Source organism: Ancylobacter sp. FA202, from assembly GCF_000380205.1.
GTDB lineage: Bacteria > Pseudomonadota > Alphaproteobacteria > Rhizobiales > Xanthobacteraceae > Ancylobacter.
This window is the reverse complement of record NZ_KB904818.1, coordinates 4,599,110-4,617,030: the sequence shown is the minus strand read 5'-3', so window position 1 is coordinate 4,617,030 and position 17,921 is coordinate 4,599,110. Positions and strand designations below refer to the sequence as shown.

Here is a 17,921-nt window from a genome sequence, read left to right as displayed (position 1 = left end):
CTCCGGCGGCGGCCGCACGATCACGGCGCTCGACCTCTTCGAGGTGTCGCTCGTCACGGCGCCCATGCACCCCGGCGCCCGCATCACCGGCGCCAAGTCTGCGGCGGATGCCTTTCGGCTCGCCGAATCCATCCGCCGCGCTCACGCGGCCATCAAAGGAACCTGAACGATGAAGCACACCGGCCTCAACACGCTGGCCCTCGGCGCCGTGGTCCTGAAGGGCGAGAATGACGATCCGAACGAGATCGTCACCAAGGCGCTTGGCGATCTCACCAAGACTGTCAACGATGGCCAGAAGACGCTCGGCGATCGCATCGCCGTGCTCGAGGGCAAGGGTGCCAAGCCGGACGACAAGAAGGACGACCCGGCCGCGAAGCTGGTCGAGCGCCTGGACAAGATCGAGGCGAAGATCAACCGCCCCGGCGGCGGCACGGAAACCAAGGGCGAGGCGAGCGTCGAGCAGAAGGCGTTCGGCGCCTATCTCCGCCATGGCGACCGCGCCCCCGATGCCGAGCTGAAGGTGCTGACCGTCTCCAGCGACACGCAGGGCGGCTATCTCGCGCCGACCGAGATGTCGGCCGAGTTCATCCGCGACATCACCGAGTTCTCGCCTATCCGCACGCTGGCCACGGTGCGCACCACGGTCGCCCCGGCCGTGAGCTACCCCAAGCGCACCGGCATCACCAATGCCAAGTGGAAGGGCGAGACGCAGGCGCAGGAGGGCAGCGAGCCGAGCTTCGGTCAGGTCGAGATCCCGATCCGCGAGGTGAACACCTATGTCGATGTGTCCAACCAGCTGCTCGCCGACAGCGGCGGTACGGCCGAGGCGGAGATCAATCTCGCCCTCGCCGAGGACTTCGGCCAGAAGGAAGGCCTCGCCTTCGTCTCCGGCAATGGCATCCTCGAGCCGGAAGGCCTGCTGACCGCCACCGGCATCGCCGAGACGCTGAACGGCCACGCGACGAACCTCTCGGCCGACCAGCTGATCGCCCTGATGTACGCGCTGCCGGCACCCTACCGCTCGCGCGGTTCCTGGCTGATGAATGGCGGCACCCTCGCCAAGCTGCGCACCATGAAGGACGGTCAGGGCAACTACCTGTGGCAGCCGAGCTATCAGGCCGGCCAGCCGGAGATGATCCTCGGTCGCCCGGTGGTGGAAGCGATCGACATGCCCGACGTGGCGGCGAACGCCTACCCCGTCCTGTTCGGCGACTTCGCGACCGCTTACCGGATCGTCGACCGCCTGGCGCTGTCCATCCTCGTCAACCCGTACCTGCGCGCCACCGAGGGCATCACCCGCATTCACGCCACCCGCCGTACCGGCGCCGGCATGGTGCAGGCCCGCGCGCTCCGCAAGCTCAAGATGGCGGCCTGACGGTCGCGAATCCCTTTCACGCGCTGCCCGGAGGATCATCCATGCGCGACATCATCTCGAATATGGCCGTCGTCGAAGCCGTCCCGCCGGCCGCTTATGCGGCGGACAACACCCCGGCGGCCATCGACCTTCGCGGCTTCGACGCCGCCATGCTCGCCATTCATGTCGGCGTTGGCGGCATCGCCTTCAGCGGCACGAACAAGGTCGAGTTCAAGCTGACGCACAGCGACGACGATGCGACCTATGCCGCCGTCACCATCGACGACGTGCAGGGACTCGATAGCGTCGGCGCCGGCGGCATCGTCAAGGCGCTGATCGCCGCTCACGCCGCGCCCTCGATCACGCGCGTCGGCTATGTCGGCAACAAGCGGTTCCTGAAGCTGCTGGCGGACTTCTCCGGCACCCACGGCACCGCCACACCGCTCTCCGCCACCGTCATCAAGGGCCGCGCCCGCGACCGTCCGGTGGCGTGACAAAGGACCTCCAGAGCGCCGCCGACCGCCAGCGGGGAGCGCGTGGCGCTCTCCGCCTTTCATCATCAGGTTGAGTGCAGATCAGATCATGCTCACCGTCACCACACCCGCCACGACGCGCGATCTCACCACCCTCAATGCGGTGAAGGCCGAACTCGACATGGCGCTCGTCACCCATAGCGACGAGCATTTGAGTCTGCTCATCACGCAGAAGAGCCGGGCAATCGAGAGCTGGTGTGGGCGGAGCCTGGTTCGCGAGGGTGTCCGTGAGACGATCCATCTTACTGACCCGTCGGCGGTGCTCATCCTCTCGCGCTTTCCGGTGGCGGCGATCGCCTCCCTCACCACCGGAAACGGTGGGCAGGCGCCGGCGCTTTACGAGTTGAACGCCGCTAACGGCCTCCTCCTCCGACTCACTGAGGCCGGGAACTCACATGTCTGGACGCCCGGCCGGGTCGTCATTGATTACAGCGCCGGTTTCATTCCATCCGGCGAAGGGCGTGACCTTCCCGAAGACATCGAGCGCGCCGCTATCTTGGCCGTGCGCAACGCCTTCCTGACGCGCGGTCGCGACCAGACGGTGCGCAGCGACGACGTGGTGGGCATCGGCTCCTTCTCCTACGGCATGACCTCGGCGCTCCCTGCCGACGTCACCGACCTCCTGGCGCCGTATCGGCTGCCGGGCTTCGCGTGAGGTGCACCATGCCGATCCGCGCACCACGTATCTGCGGCTGCGGCCATCGTATCGCACCGGGCGAGCGTTGCCTCTGCGAGGTCAAGCGCAAGGCTCAATACGACCAGCGCCGGCCTTCCGCGCGGGAGCGTGGCTATGACACGGAATACCAGCGCCGCGCCGCCGCCTTCCTGAGAGAGCATCGGCGTTGCACCTGCGGTCAGCCGGCCGTGCTCGTGCGCCACAAAATCAGCATCCGCCTACGGCCAGACCTCCGCATGGCGCAATCGAACTGGTTGCCCGGCTGCCGGCCCTGCAATGCGAAGGACGTTCAGCGGGAGCGGCAGCTAAAGACCGAGGCGGTGCCGCCGTCATGGGAGAGGTGATCGTCATGCGCGGTGCCAAGCCCTTCGCCATCGCTCCCGGCTCCTCACCGGTGCGTGAGCCGCTCGATCCCCCGGACTGGCTCTCGGAAGACGCGCGGGCCGAGTGGAACCGCGTGGCGCCGATCCTTATCGAGGAACGCCGCACCCTTACCGTGACCGACATCGCGACGCTGGTGAACTATTGCGTTGCGGTAGGGCGGGCGGCCGAGGCGGAACGGATCATCTCCGCCGAGGGCATGATCTACAAGAGCAAGACCGGGCCAAAAAAGCACCCGGCCGTTGCAATCTCCTCCGATGCCCAGACGCAGGCTCGCCTGCTTGCTGGTGAGCTGGGGCTGACTCCGGTCAGTCGCTCTCGGCCGGCGGCGCGCGGCGGTGAGGGGAATTCCGGCCAGTCCAGCCTATTCGACATGGACTTCTGACCATGGCGCGCTCGACTTATCCCGAATGGATCTTCGACGGCAGCGTAATCCCCGACCCGATGGGGTACGGAGCGCGCGCGGTGCGCTGGCTGGCCATGCTCCGCCACCCCAAGAGCACCTTGCCCGGGCGGCCGTTCAAGCTCGACCCGTGGCAAGAGCGCATCGTGCGCCGCATCTATGGCCCTCGCCATGAAGACGGCACGCGCATCGTCAAGACTGTGGTGCTGCTGCTGCCGCGTGGAAACCGCAAGACCGCGCTCGCTGCGGCCCTCGCCCTGCTGCACACGATCGGGCCGGAGCGGGTGCCTGGCGGCGAGGTGATCTCGGCCGCTGCCGACAGAAAGCAGGCGAGGCTCGCCTTTGCCGAGGCGCTTGGCATCGTGCGTACTGTGCCGGCAGTGGCTTCCAACACCCGCGTCGTCGACTATCGTAACCGTCTCACCTTCCCGCGTGACGGATCGTTCTATGAGGCGATCTCGGCCGATGCGGGCACCCAGCACGGGCGCACGCCCGCTTTCGTGCTCGCCGACGAGCTGCACGCCTGGCCCAAGCGCGAGCTATGGGACGTCCTGCGCTCCGGCCTCGTGAAGCAGAAGGGTTCGCTCCTCGTCGTCGCCACCACGGCCGGCCGGGGGCACGAAAACGTCGCCTGGGACATCGTTGAAGACGCCCGCCGCGTCGCCCGTGGTGAGGTCGATGATCCCTCGATCCTTCCGATCATGTTCGAGGCGGACCGTGATTGCGATTGGACCGACGAACAAGTCTGGCACCGGGTGAACCCAGGCCTCGCCTATGGCTACCCGGACCTTGAAGGCCTGCGCCAGCTCGCCCGCGAGGGGCAGCGGCGCATCGGCGACCGCGAGGCCTTCCGCCAGCTCAACCTCAACATCTGGCTCGACCACTCCGCCGACCCGTTCGTCGATATGGACATCTACGACGCGGGTGCCGAGCCGGTGGATCTCGACGCGCTTGAGGGCCTGCCCTGCTGGCTCGGCGTCGATCTCTCCAGCAATCACGACCTCACCGCCGTCGTCGCCGCCTGGCGCAACGAGGCCGGCGGCTACATCGTCCATCCCTGGTTCTTCTGTCCGGAAGACAATCTGCGCGCCCGCGCCGACCGCGACGGCGTGCCCTATCCGACATGGGCCGAACAGGGCTTCATCATCCCGACGCCCGGCAACGTCGTCGATTTTCGCGCCGTGGAAGACACGATCCGCGATCTCTGCTCCCGCTATGCGGTGCAGGAGATCGCCTTCGATCCGCACCTCGCCCGCAACATGCTGAACAACTTGCTCGAGGATGGCCTGCCGGCCGTGGAGATGCGGCAGGGCTGGGTGACGATGGCGCCGGCGATCAAGGAACTGGAGCGCGCCATTGTCGGACGCCAGCTCACCCATGGCGGGCACCCGGTGCTGCGCTGGTGCTTCGACAACATCGCCGTGCAGACCGACAGCGCCGGCAACCGCATGTTCCACAAGAAGAAGAGCCGCGACAAGATCGACGGCGCCGTGGCCTGCGCCATGGCCGTCAGCCGTGCCAGCGCGGAGGGCGGCGGGAGCATCTACGAGAGCGATGATTGGTCCCCCGAGATGATGGTGCTGGCCTGATGCTCCAGATCACACCCGATACCCTCGCGCTGCTTCGTTCAATGCAGGAGGCTGCGAACACGAAGGCTCGTCTGAAGCTGACGCGGAAAAAGTCGCTTCGCACCCTTAACGCTGATCACTCCGACCGCCTCGCTCACCTCGCCGCCAAGATTCTGAGGACCGGGCAGCCCACGAATTTCGCCTATGAAGGAGCCTGCATCGCCGGCATTCGCGCCTCTCTGTGCCTCGACGGGTGGCCGTGGCCTGACGCCGATGGTGCTGCCCGCTCGGTTGTCGGCGTCGCGCTCCATCAGATCGGCACCATCCGACCGACATGGAGTCAGGGGCAGCCGGAGTACGTCGATCTCAACGAGCAGGACAGGACACATTGCGCTCGCTGCGGCGGGAGAATCGATGATGATCGCGGCTCTCGCGGTGGAAAGACGGTCAAATTCTGCAGCAGATTATGTTCTCAGGCCGCCAAGAAAGAACGCGACAATCTTTCCGGGGAGGCTGTGTCCTGGGCTGAATGGATGGCAATTTGCGCCGAGAGGTCAGCAAAGCTGAAAGAAGAACGGGTAATCGATTGCGAACAGTGCGGAACTATATTCGCAATGGGCTACAGGGGCCAGAAATATTGCACAAAGGCGTGTTTCCATGATGCGGAAACCAAATACGGCAATAAACCTTGCGACCATTGCGGCACCATCTTCAAGCCGAAGAAGAACCCGTGCGGAATAGCGAAATTCTGTTCGCGCGAGTGTGCTGCTGCGAATCGGCCAAAGAAGGTTCGGCAGGCTCTTCAGTGCCTGACCTGTAGCGCGATCTTCTACCCGCCGTACCCAAGTCAGAAACGGCAGTATTGCAGCACGACGTGCAACCCCTACGCGCACAAGACCAAGTTCGTTTGCGAGGAAATCGGGGAGGATTTGCACTGATGGCTCGCCCCATGCGTTCGATCGTCGAAACCATCGTAGCGCGCGACCTTGCGCCGGAGACGCAGAAGCGCGCGGTGGCGGATTTCGCACGCCAGCGCCTCGCCGAGGGCTTGCAGACCAATCGGCAAGCCACGGGCCGCGAGCCGACCTATGAGCAGATCGTCGACGGTCGGCCGGGGGCGACGCTGGAGAGCGTGAACCTGCCCGGCCGGATCATCTTCCGCTTCGACGGTGGGCTTGGGCGGGTGTTCGAGTGGATCGGCGAGGCGCTGGTGCAGCACTCGCCGCATATCACCGGCGAATACATGAAGTCCCATCGGTTCTTTGCCGGCGGGCGGGAGATCGAGCCCGGCGCCGAGGTGCCGCGTGCCGATGAATACGTGTTCCTGTCGGAGGCCCCGTATGCCCGCCGGCTGGAGAAGCACTATGAGCCGGCCGGCATCTACGAGGCTGTCGCGGCCCTTGCGCGCCGGCAGTTCGGCGACATCGCCGCCATCAAGTTTTCATTCCGCTCGCTCCAGGAATTCGGCATTCAGCCTTACATCCCGACCGGCACCGGCACGGTGCGGCTCCGGGGCCGAAAGGGGCGCTTTGTCGCGACACCCTCCGAGCGCCGTGAGGCTCGCGGTCAAGAGCGTGCCACCCGAGTCCCCGCCATCGTCATTGCAGGAGAACGCTAATGGTCGCGCTTCGTGAAGTCCGTGAGATCGACATCAGGGCCACCACCAACGGCGTCGATCAGGCCAAGGATAAGCTGGACGGGCTCGCCAGAGCGGATGACGCCGTCGTGGCGGCGGGTGAGCGGCTGGAGCGTTCCACGGCGAGCGTTGGTCGGTCGCTGGAGCGATGGAACCGAACCCTCGATGGCAACTATGCGTCCAGCAAGCAGCTGGAGAAGGCGACACGCGACCTCGCCGACGCCCAAGCGCGCGGCCTGATCTCGGTTGACCGGCATAACCAATTGCTTGGCGCGGCGCAGATTCGCTACGGCGCCGTGTCGGACCAGATGAAGGGGGTGAACGACAACACCAAGCTCGCCAGCCATGAGATCGGGCTGATGGGCGCGCAATTTATGGACCTCGGCACCCAGATCGCCAGCGGCGGCGGCCTGTTTCTGCCGATCATCCAGCAGGGCGGACAGCTTGCTGGCCAGCTCGGCGATCGAGGCCTTAAGGGTGCCGTGGGTGCACTCGGCTCCGGCTTGCTGGCCTTCGTCACCAATCCGCTAAACCTTGCCGTCCTGGCGCTCGCCGGCGCGGGCGCGGCGGCATCGTTGTTCCTCTCGACCGTCGGCGACGGGGCCAAATCCACCGAGGATATCTTCAAGGAGCATGAAGACATCATCGGCCGCATCGGCGACCGCTACGGCGACGCCACGGCGGCCGCCCGCGACTACGCCGAGGAATCGACCGCTATCCTCCGGCGCGCAGCCGAGCAGAGCGCTGCGGCCCTGCGGGAGCAGCTGGCGAACCAGTCTCAGGCGCTGCTTAGCCAACTCGGCACCAGCGTGCAGGCGCAGCGCCCCGAAGCCTATGGCCAGATCGCCAACGGCTTCGATCAGCCGCTGTTCAGCGCGGACGCACGCTTCGCGCCGTTCAAGCAGCAGATCGAAGACCTGACGACGTCCATTGCGGCCGGCACGCCGAAGATCACCGAGTTTCGCGAGGCGGTGAACGCTCTTGCTGCAGCGAACCCCGGCAATGGCCGGATGCGCCAGTTGGCCGACGAACTCCTGACGTTGACCGACGAGGCCAGCAAGACTGCCCGCGCGCTCCCCGGCGCCGCTGCGGCGCTTCAAGCCCTCTCCGGGGCGGCGAGCGACGGCGTGCCGTCCCTGCGCACCTATGCCGACAGCGTGAAGGCCATCACCGACCTGGTGCCCGCCCTGGCAGCACAGCAGAAGGTGATTTCCTCGCTCGCCGCCATTGACGGCAACCTGGCCAACGCTCTGGCAAAGTCCGCCGCCCTCGGCGGTTCCGAGGGCGCAATAGCCGCCCGGGCTGCGCAATTGGAGACGGCCGCGCAGAGGGCGCGGGATGCCGTCACCGGCCTCACGGACGCGCAGGACAAGGCCAAGACCTCGCTCGAGGCCTACACCCGGTCCTCAATCATTGCCGGCATGTCGCCCCGCGAGGCTGCCATTGCCCGAGAAACCGACGCTTACGGCCGCCAGATCGAGATGCTGAGAGCTGCGAACGCGGCGCAGGCCGAATATGACAAGGCCGCCGAAGCTCATCAGCGGAACCTATCGGCGATCAGCGGTCAATATGGAGCGGACGGCAACAAGCTGCGGCGCGGCCAAGGCGCTGATGATCTCCTCCGGGACCAGCAGGCGCAGATAGAGGCGCTGCAACTCGAAACCCGGCTTATCGGCACCAACGCCGAAGAACGCGGAAAGCTCGTCGCTCGGCTCCAGGCCGAACAGGACATGCGGTCTCGCGGCATCAACCTGCTTTCCGCTGAAGCCGATGAGATCCGCGCCAACGCCGAGGCCATCGCCGGCTTGAATACCGAATATGCCCGCAAGCAGCTGATGGACGACATCGCGTTCGATCGGGCGCAGCTTGGCCGGAACTCGGTCGATCAGCAGATCGCGGCGACGCAGCGTTCGGCCGGGCTGGAGGTGGACCTCGAATCCGCCGACGCAGAGGCGATGCGGCTCAACGCGACGCTTGCCGCCACGAAGGACATTGCCGGCGACGCCATGTCGGGTTTCGTCCGCGACATCCGAAATGGCGTCGATGCCATGGACGCGCTTGAAAACGCCGCAGAGCGGGCCCTCGACACGATCCTCGAAATGGCGACACAGAACCTCACGGCTGGGCTGTTCGGAGAGGGCAGCGGAAGCGGGGGCGGCATCCTTGGCAGCATCTTGTCTGCCTTCACGGGAGGCGGAGGGGGCGCCAACGGAACGGCCGGGACGATGGTTGGCGGCTCGTTCGTGCCGACGACAGGAAACCCTTGGGCTGGCCTCGGCTTCGCCGATGGCGGGCGAACGGGCCGCAGCCGCTATTCGATACAGGGAGCATTCTGATGAGCGCCATGGCAGCGGTGATACAAAGCGGGCGAGTGCATGTTCTCGCTGACGCGGCAACATATGACACGCAATCTGGAGTGCTCACCAGAGTGGTGCACAAGATAGTGCCTATACCCCGAGCAAATGCCGTCTTTGTGCTTCGCGGAAGCTACCAGTGCTACATCGAGTTCTTCAAGGCCTGCATATATTCGTCCTACGAGTCATTCGATGAATTCAGGCGAATATCGGATGACGTATGGCGACGATTCGAGCAGAACCTTGAGGGATGGGAGGACTGCGAGATCATGGTAGTGGGTTGGTCTGAAGAGGCGCGAACAGGCCATGTCCTGTTTCGGTCGACGTCTCAGCGCTATGAGGACCTCCCCGTCGGCCATTGGTATTTTCTCGAAGGCGTCAGCACCTTCGGAATAGATCTCGGCGATATTCCTCCCGAGGACTTCGACCCCTCGCGCCACGCCATCCCTGCCTTCGAGGCGGCGCGCCGAAATCTGGACGTCCTTGGCACAAAGGACGGCAAGCCGATCATCGGGCACGGCGTGGGAGGGTGGATCGTGGCCACGCTCGTAACCCCCGGCGTCGAGCCTGCTTCAAAAATCATCCATCGCTGGTCAGACACCATAGGCGAGCCGATCAAGCCGTGAGCGGCGGCGCTTTTGCGTCCGGGGTCGGAATTCCGACCTCGGCACAAAGATATCGAAAGGAACCGGCAATGAACCTCTCCACCATACGCACCCATGCCGCCCGCATCGAGGGCGGCGGCTGGGTGGATGATATCCCCGGCTTCGGCGACCTTCGGCTCAAGGTGCGGGGCATCACCAGCACAAGCGCCCGCGCCGCGCAGAAGGCGGCTCTTGCCGGGATGGGGTCGGTAGTACCGACGCCATCCGAGGGGCTCACGGAGGCGCAGGCGTCGGCCGTGACGGGCGCGACGATCCTCGGTGGCATCCTGCTGGGATGGGAGAACCTGACCGGCGACGGGGACGAGGTGATCGCCTATTCGCCGGAGATGGCCGAACGGCTGGTGAACGCGCCGGACCTTGTGGCGCTGCGGGCGGCGATCCTGTGGGCGGCCGGCGAGGTTGGCAAGGGTCGTGCCGGCGAGAGCGTGTGCGACCTGGTGGACGAGAGGGCGGCGCTATGAGCCCCGACGCCGCAATCGCTTCGCTCGATCGCCAGTTGGCAAAGCATGGGCAGGACGCCGTTTTGCGGCGTCGGCATCAAGATGGAGCTCAGATGTCCAACATAGATGTCTCTGCCCGGGTGAGTTTCAGGGGGTACCGCCCGGACGAAATCGCCGGAGGCATCTACCAAGGCGACAGCGAAGTCGTGCTTTCGGCAACCCAGCTTAAAGCCGAGGGGTGGCCCTCGGGTGAATGGGAAGTGCCGAAGGTCGGCGACCAAATCATTGTCGCCGGACGTGCTCGCTCGATTCTTGCGGTTGCGCCTATCTACATTGGAAGCGCGCTGGTACGGATCGACCTTCAGGTCAGGGGCTAGCTGCCGACTCGGCTAGCCCTTAAAGCGTCCGCCAAAATCTCCAACTGACAGCCCCATAGACTGAGCCAGTCGCTCGGCTTGCTCAACTTTCAGCCAGGACGGGGGGATATAAACCCCAGTTTTCTCACGGCAAAGCTGAACCATCTTCTTTATATCGTGAAGATATGCTTCTGACTTCTTGAGGTTTGGCTCATAAATATTCAGAGACAAGCGCACTTCAACAGCCGTGGCAACATCTATTGGGGTTTCCGATATCAGCCAATCGTCCGGATTGTCGCCAAAGTCTCTTGCCGATTCATTCAAGGCGCGCCCCTCCGCTGTTGTATATCCGTAGTACTCATTCCAGGGTACCAATTTGTGTTCCGAGATTGAGAACCCGAGCGCGAATCGATTAAGCGCAATACCATGGCCAACGAGCTCAGGAATTTGCAAGGTCTGGACGATGGAGCCGTCGTCTTTGGCGAAAGAGACTTGCGATAGAATGAGGCATTTCGGAACGTCCACGCGGCGCGTGAACCACGCAAGTCGCGGGAAATCCTGCACGCCCCGCCGCAAGGAAAGAGGGGAGCGTATTTTTCCAATCTTCGGATGAATAACTTCTCGATTTGTTCCCTCTAAATCAATGTATCCAGACATCCATATAAGATTTGTGTACAGGCTGCTGGTGTGATGATAGGCGACATCACTCTGCCTCCCGGCTTTTATTTTTGCTTGGCCCATAGCTCTCTCCCCTCGGGTGCTACACACAAGCGCAGATGCCCGACCTCAGTGTTGGTAACTTAGTCTGGCATCGACCCGATCGGCATGCAACCAAAGCGCGCGCCTTCGCATCCCTCTTGGCGAGAGGGGCGAAGCAGCGCATAAATGGGATTGGGCGTGACAACCCGGACTAGTGATAGGCACCAATCCGCTTGGCGGCGGAGGAGTGCTGAAGCGAAAGCCTCTTGGCGGAGGCAGACGCAACGCGGCGCCTTGGCGGGCGACCGAACCTGGCCATATTGGCCGGGAGCGGTGCGCCATGTCCAGAGGGGAAACCCTTAAAAGTGCGCCGGCCTGTCTCACTAGCAGGTTGTCAACTCCCGGCTGCCGGTCCGCTACCGGCGACGGCCTTGACAAGCCGAACTAGTGAGCCATCCCATGTATATCCACGAAGACTACGGCGGCCCGTTCCCGCCTTCGATCGTCGACCGGCTCGCCGCCTGTCGCGATCTCTCCCTCATCATCGAGCGCGCCATGGAGGCGCTCGACGCCCTCGATCCCGATTCCGACGATGAGCCGGATGGCGACGAACTCGACCAGAGCGGCCCCGAATGGTCCACGTGCGCGGTGCTCGCCTTCCATGTCTGCACGTCCCCTCACGAGGATGACGAGGACGGCGGCGACGCCGAATACGTTCTAGGATGGCGAGAGGAGCGCGCTGGCTTCGGTTTGTGCCCGACGCCGCATGATGACGCCGAAGACGACGGATGCCGCGAGCCGAGCATCGCGTCGCCGGAGAGTTATCCGCGCGGCTGGTATGGCGACCGCACACTTTCTCCCTGCGGTTTCCTGAGCCGGACTTTCGGTTTTAATGGCGGCGATCAGTCTGCATGGGCTCGCGGCTGTGCGAACGACCGCGAGGATGACGCGGGCGATGATCCGGAGGATGTCAACGAGGACGGCGGCGACATTCTCGACGGCCCGCATGACGACGACGACAACGGCATTGCCGATGCGGGCGGACGTTGGGAGCAATTGCAGCGCAGGAGGGGCGTATGCCATCCCCGGACCTGATGCGGCTTCGCGATATCCAAGACATCATGCTGGCTGCAGGCCACATGTGCGTGGCGGCGCGGCTGATGGCGAACGCCCTGCAGGATGAGATCAGCACGGCTCATTGCGATGCGATGCGGGCGGTGCTGAACGAAGCCGCCGACCGCATGGAAGCGGCGGAAGGGCTGATAGAGGATTTGGTAAAGGACCTTGTTCCCAAGGGTGCCGGCAGGCACGACTGACGACCTCGCCGGCCGCGCCCGGGAGGTGCGGCCGGTTTATCTTGGGTTTGAGATGCTTGCCATTGGCACCGGAATTGGCACCGGACGGCAAGGCAGTGGTCAAAACCTGCGGTGATGATGCGACATGACGCGACGCTAAAATCCAGCAATATCAACGCTAGGACGCATTGACCGGGAGGCGACGGCACGGCCTTGGCAGAATTTCAAGACCGCTGCCTTAAACCACTCGGCCACCCTTCCCGGCCCCGCACTGCCTCGATTGAAGGCGGGCCTGGCGGCGATCGTTCGGGGGGCACCTTAGAGGTTGCCGGGCGCTCTCCCGATCCCGGCGTGCGCCGCGCCCGGATGGGGCGGCGCCGTTACCTTTGGAAGACCTGCCTTTGGAAGACCTGCCAGCGCGACCCCGCGCGTCATCGCCGGCGAGCCATGCCCCAGTCGGCGGCCACTCGTCAAGATAGCGGGCGCGGATGGCGCGGGACGCGTGCCCTCATTTCACGCGGCGGAACACCATGCCGCCATGGTGGAGTGTGTCCGCATCGACAAAGATGCCGTCGGCGGTGAAGCCGGTGTCGTCCCAATAGTCGATATGGGTCCCGCGCACTTCGTAGCGGCCGCGATAGGCGCTCTGCCGGGTGCCGCGCGCCTCGTCATAGCGGCCATTGGGCAGGAGCTCATGCCGGATATGTCGGTCGGGCGTTACCCACATGCCGACATAAGGGTGATTTTGGTCGTGTTGAGGGCGCGCGGCGGGTGTCGGTGTCATGGCGGGATCGGCTCCGGCACGGGATGGGAGAAAGGAAATGGCGACGAGCGCGGCCAGCAGGTTCATTCGGCGCGAAGGACGCACCGGGCGAACAGTGGTCGGGGTGGCGCGCAGCGGCGCCTGCAGTCGCAATTTCATGACGGGCCTCCTCAACTGCTGGCGGTGGGACGGACGACGATCTCGCTCACATCGACATCATCAGGCTGCTCCAGCACGAAGCGCACGGCCCGGCCGATGGCGTCCGGGGTCAGTGCGATGGCGCGATACGCCTTCATCGCCTGCGCCGCGGCGGGATCGGTGATTGTGTCGGCCAGTTCGCTCTCGACCACCCCGGGATGGACGCAGGTAACGCGCAGCCGGTCGTTTTCCTGCCGCAGGCCGTCGGAGATGGCGCGCACGGCGTATTTGGTCGCGCAATAGACCGCCGCCGTCGGCACCACCGAGAGCGCCCCGATGGAGGCGATGTTGACGATGTGGCCGGAGCCGCGCGCCGTCATGTCAGGCAGCACAGCGGCGATGCCGTAGAGCACGCCCTTGATGTTGACGTCGATCATCGCGTCCCATTCCTCCACCTTCAGCGAGGCCATGGGTGAGAGCGGCATGATGCCAGCATTGTTGATGAGGACGTCGACCCGCCCATAGTGCTGGCGGGCGGCCTCGGCGAAGGCGGCGACATCCGCCCGGTCAGTGACATCGAGGCGGCGGATCATCACCTCGGCGCCGAACGCGCCGCTGATCTCGGCTGCCAGCACGTCGAGCCGTTCGGTACGGCGCGCGCCCAGCGCCAGCCGAGCGCCGGCCCGGCCGAGTTCGCGGGCGATGCCGGCGCCTATGCCGCTGGAGGCGCCGGTGATCAGAACCACTTTGTCCAGTGCCATTGCCCTGCTCCTTTGTTGATCGCTTACGCGTCGGTTTCGCGTTGGCAGGAAGGTAGCGAGCGGGCAGTGTCGCAATAAGCCGTGCACGGCACGACACAATGGAAAGTAAAGCTAACCAATGATGGCGGATCTCAACGCGCTGGCGGTGTTCACCGTGGTCGCACAGGAGCGAAGCTTCCGCGCCGCTGCCGACCGCCTGGGCGTGACACGCTCAGCGGTGAGCCAGACCATCGGCCGGTTGGAGGCCACGTTGGGAATGGCGCTGGTGCGGCGCACCACCCGTAGCGTCAGCCTCACCGAGGTGGGCGAGCGCCTCAACGCCGCTCTGGCACCAGCCATGGCCGAGATCCGCGCCGCAGTGGAAGGTACCGGCGACCTCGCCGGGCGGCCGCGCGGGCAGCTGCGCCTGGCTGTCTCGTCGATTGCCGAGCGGTTTCTCGCCGGGCCGCTGCTGGCCGGTTTCGCCGCTGCCTGTCCTGACGTGCAGATCGACGTCACGGTGACGGATGAGGAGTTCGATATCGTCGCCGAGGGGTTCGATGCCGGGGTGCGGCTCGGCGAGGTAATCGAGCAGGACATGATCGCGGTGCCGGTCTCGGCCGAGCAGCGCCAGACGGTGGTGGCCTCGCCCGGCTATTTCGAGCGCGCCGGCACACCCGTGCATCCGCGCGAGCTGGCACAGCATCGCTGCATCGGCTGGCGGCCGGCGCCGAAACTGGCGCCCTACCGCTGGGAGTTCACCGAGCAGGGCAAGGATTTCGCCGTGGCGGTGGCACCGGAGATCACCACCAACGACATGGCGCTGATGATCAAGCTCGCCGTGGCCGGCGCCGGCATCACCTTCGGCATGGAAGAAACCTTCCGGCCCTTCGTCGCGCGTGGCGAGCTAGTGCCGGTCCTCGGTGCCTTTTGCCCGCCCTTTGCGGGCTTCTATCTCTACTATCCCAACCGCCGCAATCTCGCCCCCAAGCTGCGGGCGTTGATCGATCACGTCAGGCAGAGCCGGGACTGACGGCGCTCAGCCGCCCTGGCCGGCACCGGGCCAGCTCGGCACCGACCAGCCGGGCACGGACCAGCTCGGCATCGTCCACATCTTCGGTGTGGCGGGAGCGGGCGTGGGCGGGGGTGTGGGTTCGGCCGCAGCAGACGGGCGTCCCGGCTTGGGGCCCATGCGCGCGAGCTTCGGCTGGCTCGCCTTCCACTGCGCCATCCAGTCGCCGGTTTCCTTCAGGATCAGTTCCTGCACCGCCGGATGGGTGGGCAACTGCGCATGGTTGCGAAAGCGCGCGCCGGCATCCCAGGCGCTGATGTTGCGGGCGCCGCGCACCCGGGCGAAGCCGGGTCCGGCGATGTTCATGCAGCGCGGTACGGTGCAGGCCGGCGGGGCCGGCGCCGCGTCGATGGTGATCACCATCGGCGGCTTGTAGCCCGCGCGCGCCAGTTCGGTGGCGTAGCGCAACGCCGTCTCGCCGCCCATGGAATGGCCGATGATGACATCCGGAACGATTCCCTTGGTCTTCACCATCAGATGCGAATCGGTGCGGGTCTTGAAACCCTGCAGGGCTAAAGGCCTGGTCAGGGCGGAAACGCCGATATAGTCGCTCTCGACATAGACGCCGAGCCCATCGAGCAGCAGGACGACGGGCTGGGCCGCCTGCGGCGCTGTCGCCGCCGGCTGTTCCGTACCGCTCGACGTCTGGCTGCCCTGGGTCTGGGCGCGCAGCGATGGGGCGAAAAAGGTGGCACCGACGGCAAGCGCGGCGAAGGCGGCGGTCACAGGCTTCAAGGCGTTTGCTCGACGTAAGAAAAGCTCATCCCCCGCCCGAACGCTTACCGCAACGTCGCGGTCGCCGCCATCGCCTTTGACGCGAAGCCGGCGCGCGGGGAGTGCATAGGTCTCCCCGCTGTCGGTAACAGGTGGCCGGACCTTATGCGGCCCGGCTCCAGTGATGGGCGTCGTTGCGCAGATGGCAGGCCTCGGTCCAGGTGGCGAACGCCACCCAGGCGTCGCTCTTCTGCTGGGGAATGCGGGCCGATTCCAGCTGTGTCAGCAGCATCTCGGCGAAACGGCCGAGCCGGTCATTGCGCAGCGAACGGATAAAGCCGATGGCGCCGTCCAGCGAGTCGATGGTGATGTCTTCCTGGCCGATCAGCACATGCAGCGGCTCGGGGCGAAAGGCGGGTCCTTCAATAATGTTGGTCATGGAACCTCCCGTTTCGGCCTTTTGTGAAACCCGTCGGGGCGGGGCCGTATCCCTCGACGGGCAGGCACATCCTAAGCATGCGATCTTGGCACCCAAATGACGCAGTCAAGAAGTATCTGGGCACGCATGCGGCAGGCTGTGCCGATTGTGGCTACTTGCTTGTCACACTTTTACGTGAAGGCTTGTTGTCCTCCATGAAGAATACGGAACATCGTACATGGAATGCGGCATCCCAGAACGTCTCTCATGGTGATCGTAACGGTATCTGATGAACACCGCTGCTTAGTTACGCGGCCTGATCGTGTTTCTTCCCTTTCGTCAGCCTTTGCGACCTTGATTGCAGGCGCGACGGCGCGCTGCTCGCCCCTGAGTGAGTTCTTATGTTGTCGTTCAGGCTCCACTAGTAAAAACTATACGATTCGTGTCCAAAACATTTCGCTTGTGCGAATTCGATGGATTGTTCATGCTGCTCTGCAGCATCGAATACCTCTTGCGTATCCATCGTTACACCATGCTACGGTGGCGGCGGACGGCAGAAGACCGTCCATGAGGAGGAAACGCCAATGAACATTCACAGCAGGTTCGTCGCGCTCGCCGCGGCGGCGAGCATCCTCGCGGTCGCCCCCGCCTTCGCGCAGGATCAGGCGGCGCATGTGAAGCCGGCGACGGCCTATGTGCAGGAGAAAATCACCCCGTGGCTCAGCGATCCGGTGGTGATCGCCGCCATCGTCGAGGCGAACAAGAAGCACAAGCGGCTGATGCAGGAAGACATCATCGCGCTGGACAAGGCCTGGGTCGCCAAGGACCCGGCGGTGGTCGATCCCGTCCGCAAGAACAAGTTGTCGGAATTCCTGATCGTGAAGCGGGATGCGTCCGGCGGCGTGATCACCGAAGCCTTCGTGATGGACAATCGCGGCCTCAATGTCGGCCAGACCGACGGCACCTCCGACCTGTGGCAGGCGGATGAGGCCAAGTGGCAGAAGACCTATGCGGTGGGTCCCGGTACCATCTTCGTCGACAAGGTCGAGGAAGAGGACGGCAAGAAGATCGCCCAGGTCAGCGTCACCATTTCCGACAAGGATGTGGCCATTGGCGCCGTCACCTTCGGCATCGATGTCGACAAGTTGAAGTAAGCCCTGATCCGGACGTGTCTCTCCAGGATAGGCGGGCGGCGCGAGCCGCCCCTTTTTTTGTCTCGGCCGCCGCAATGCCGACACGCCGTATCGACCCCGGCGTCGGCTTGGGCTAAGTCTCCTGCGCCGGGTCAACACAGGAGTGCGCCATGTTTCTCGCTATGAACCGCTTCAAGGTGAAGCTCGGGTCGGAAGCCGATTTCGAGACCGTCTGGCGCGAGCGCGACAGCCATCTGAAGACCGTGCCGGGCTTCAAGACCTTCCATTTGCTGCGCGGCGCAACCAAGGACGACCACACCCTCTACGCCTCGCATTCCGAATGGGCGTCGCGGGCGGACTTCGAGGCGTGGACGCGCTCCGAGGCGTTCCGTAAGGCGCATGGCAGCGCCGGTGCCAACAAGCCGCTCTATCTCGGCCATCCCGAGGTCGAACTGTTCGACAGCGTCCTCGCCCAGTCGGTGGAAGATCAGGCGGCCTGAGCCTCACCACGGGGGGCACGGCATAGTGGGGGCGCCCCCGGCGCAGTTGACGGATCGGGCGGCGTGCCGTAACGCCTCGCGAT

22 protein-coding genes are annotated in these 17,921 nt (G+C 64.8%); 17 read left to right on the top strand and 5 right to left on the bottom strand.

Translation table 11 applies throughout. The features are described from left to right. The first annotated feature begins 169 nt into the window (after positions 1-169). From A3M1_RS0121500 to A3M1_RS0121450, 12 genes are all read left to right on the top strand, one after another. Complete coding sequence (locus A3M1_RS0121500) at positions 170-1,375, top strand: phage major capsid protein (RefSeq protein ID WP_018391058.1); 1,206 nt, start codon at positions 170-172, stop codon at positions 1,373-1,375. 41 nt (positions 1,376-1,416) lie between these two features. After that, the gene (locus A3M1_RS0121495; RefSeq protein ID WP_018391057.1) at positions 1,417-1,848 is read left to right on the top strand and encodes a hypothetical protein; all 432 of its coding nucleotides are present in this window, start codon (positions 1,417-1,419) and stop codon (positions 1,846-1,848) included. A gap of 88 nt (positions 1,849-1,936) precedes the next feature. Further along, a complete protein-coding gene (locus tag A3M1_RS0121490; protein WP_018391056.1) occupies positions 1,937-2,542 on the top strand; it encodes a hypothetical protein in 606 nt (201 codons plus the stop codon). A gap of 8 nt (positions 2,543-2,550) precedes the next feature. After that, complete coding sequence (locus A3M1_RS26075) at positions 2,551-2,907, top strand: endonuclease (protein ID WP_081620323.1); 357 nt, start codon at positions 2,551-2,553, stop codon at positions 2,905-2,907. Continuing rightward, positions 2,895-3,329 carry a phage terminase small subunit P27 family gene (locus A3M1_RS0121485; RefSeq protein WP_018391055.1) on the top strand — a complete coding sequence of 145 codons (435 nt, stop codon included), beginning with the start codon at positions 2,895-2,897 and terminating at the stop codon, positions 3,327-3,329. The genes A3M1_RS26075 and A3M1_RS0121485 overlap by 13 nt, the downstream gene beginning before the upstream one ends. Before the next feature lie 2 nt (positions 3,330-3,331). After that, positions 3,332-4,936, top strand: a complete 1,605-nt coding sequence (locus A3M1_RS0121480) for a terminase large subunit (RefSeq protein ID WP_018391054.1) — start codon at positions 3,332-3,334, stop codon at positions 4,934-4,936. Next, entirely contained in the window at positions 4,936-5,853 is a 918-nt protein-coding gene (locus A3M1_RS0121475; protein WP_018391053.1) for a hypothetical protein, read from the top strand. The genes A3M1_RS0121480 and A3M1_RS0121475 overlap by 1 nt, the downstream gene beginning before the upstream one ends. Then, complete coding sequence (locus A3M1_RS0121470) at positions 5,853-6,533, top strand: hypothetical protein (RefSeq protein WP_038196811.1); 681 nt, start codon at positions 5,853-5,855, stop codon at positions 6,531-6,533. Before A3M1_RS0121475 ends, A3M1_RS0121470 begins: the two co-directional genes overlap by 1 nt. After that, positions 6,533-8,887 carry a phage tail length tape measure family protein gene (locus A3M1_RS0121465; RefSeq protein WP_018391051.1) on the top strand — a complete coding sequence of 785 codons (2,355 nt, stop codon included), beginning with the start codon at positions 6,533-6,535 and terminating at the stop codon, positions 8,885-8,887. The genes A3M1_RS0121470 and A3M1_RS0121465 overlap by 1 nt, the downstream gene beginning before the upstream one ends. Beyond that, complete coding sequence (locus tag A3M1_RS0121460; RefSeq protein ID WP_018391050.1) at positions 8,887-9,531, top strand: hypothetical protein; 645 nt, start codon at positions 8,887-8,889, stop codon at positions 9,529-9,531. The genes A3M1_RS0121465 and A3M1_RS0121460 overlap by 1 nt, the downstream gene beginning before the upstream one ends. 68 nt (positions 9,532-9,599) lie before the next feature. Next, positions 9,600-10,031 (top strand): hypothetical protein, encoded by a 432-nt coding sequence (locus tag A3M1_RS0121455; protein WP_018391049.1) that lies wholly within the window; start codon positions 9,600-9,602, stop codon positions 10,029-10,031. Then, complete coding sequence (locus A3M1_RS0121450; protein WP_018391048.1) at positions 10,028-10,387, top strand: hypothetical protein; 360 nt, start codon at positions 10,028-10,030, stop codon at positions 10,385-10,387. The genes A3M1_RS0121455 and A3M1_RS0121450 overlap by 4 nt, the downstream gene beginning before the upstream one ends. 12 nt (positions 10,388-10,399) lie before the next feature. Here A3M1_RS0121450 and A3M1_RS26535 read toward each other — a convergent pair whose 3' ends face one another. After that, positions 10,400-11,107 (bottom strand): hypothetical protein, encoded by a 708-nt coding sequence (locus A3M1_RS26535; protein WP_156029581.1) that lies wholly within the window; start codon positions 11,105-11,107, stop codon positions 10,400-10,402. Positions 11,108-11,524: 417 nt separating this feature from the next. Here A3M1_RS26535 and A3M1_RS0121445 point away from each other — a divergent pair, with 417 nt between their 5' ends. Both A3M1_RS0121445 and A3M1_RS0121440 read left to right on the top strand, forming a co-directional pair. Then, positions 11,525-12,160 (top strand): hypothetical protein, encoded by a 636-nt coding sequence (locus A3M1_RS0121445; RefSeq protein ID WP_018391047.1) that lies wholly within the window; start codon positions 11,525-11,527, stop codon positions 12,158-12,160. Then, a complete protein-coding gene (locus A3M1_RS0121440) occupies positions 12,142-12,381 on the top strand; it encodes a hypothetical protein (protein WP_018391046.1) in 240 nt (79 codons plus the stop codon). Before A3M1_RS0121445 ends, A3M1_RS0121440 begins: the two co-directional genes overlap by 19 nt. Before the next feature lie 487 nt (positions 12,382-12,868). Here A3M1_RS0121440 and A3M1_RS0121435 read toward each other — a convergent pair whose 3' ends face one another. Further along, the gene (locus A3M1_RS0121435) at positions 12,869-13,282 is read right to left on the bottom strand and encodes an Atu4866 domain-containing protein (RefSeq protein WP_018391045.1); all 414 of its coding nucleotides are present in this window, start codon (positions 13,280-13,282) and stop codon (positions 12,869-12,871) included. 11 nt (positions 13,283-13,293) lie between these two features. Then, entirely contained in the window at positions 13,294-14,022 is a 729-nt protein-coding gene (locus A3M1_RS0121430; RefSeq protein ID WP_018391044.1) for an SDR family oxidoreductase, read from the bottom strand. A gap of 118 nt (positions 14,023-14,140) precedes the next feature. Between A3M1_RS0121430 and A3M1_RS0121425 the strand changes: the two genes are divergently transcribed. After that, positions 14,141-15,034 carry a LysR family transcriptional regulator gene (locus A3M1_RS0121425; protein WP_018391043.1) on the top strand — a complete coding sequence of 298 codons (894 nt, stop codon included), beginning with the start codon at positions 14,141-14,143 and terminating at the stop codon, positions 15,032-15,034. A gap of 6 nt (positions 15,035-15,040) precedes the next feature. Here A3M1_RS0121425 and A3M1_RS0121420 read toward each other — a convergent pair whose 3' ends face one another. After that, positions 15,041-15,799 (bottom strand): alpha/beta fold hydrolase, encoded by a 759-nt coding sequence (locus tag A3M1_RS0121420; RefSeq protein WP_018963965.1) that lies wholly within the window; start codon positions 15,797-15,799, stop codon positions 15,041-15,043. A gap of 151 nt (positions 15,800-15,950) precedes the next feature. Further along, positions 15,951-16,226: a hypothetical protein gene (locus A3M1_RS0121415; protein WP_018391041.1), complete on the bottom strand. Its 276-nt coding sequence runs from the start codon at positions 16,224-16,226 to the stop codon at positions 15,951-15,953. A 563-nt stretch (positions 16,227-16,789) separates the two neighbouring features. On the opposite strand from A3M1_RS0121415, the gene A3M1_RS0121410 reads away from it, so the two are divergent. After that, positions 16,790-17,359: a hypothetical protein gene (locus tag A3M1_RS0121410; RefSeq protein ID WP_018391040.1), complete on the top strand. Its 570-nt coding sequence runs from the start codon at positions 16,790-16,792 to the stop codon at positions 17,357-17,359. A 149-nt stretch (positions 17,360-17,508) separates the two neighbouring features. Beyond that, entirely contained in the window at positions 17,509-17,838 is a 330-nt protein-coding gene (locus tag A3M1_RS0121405; protein ID WP_018391039.1) for an antibiotic biosynthesis monooxygenase, read from the top strand. Positions 17,839-17,921 lie beyond the last annotated feature (83 nt).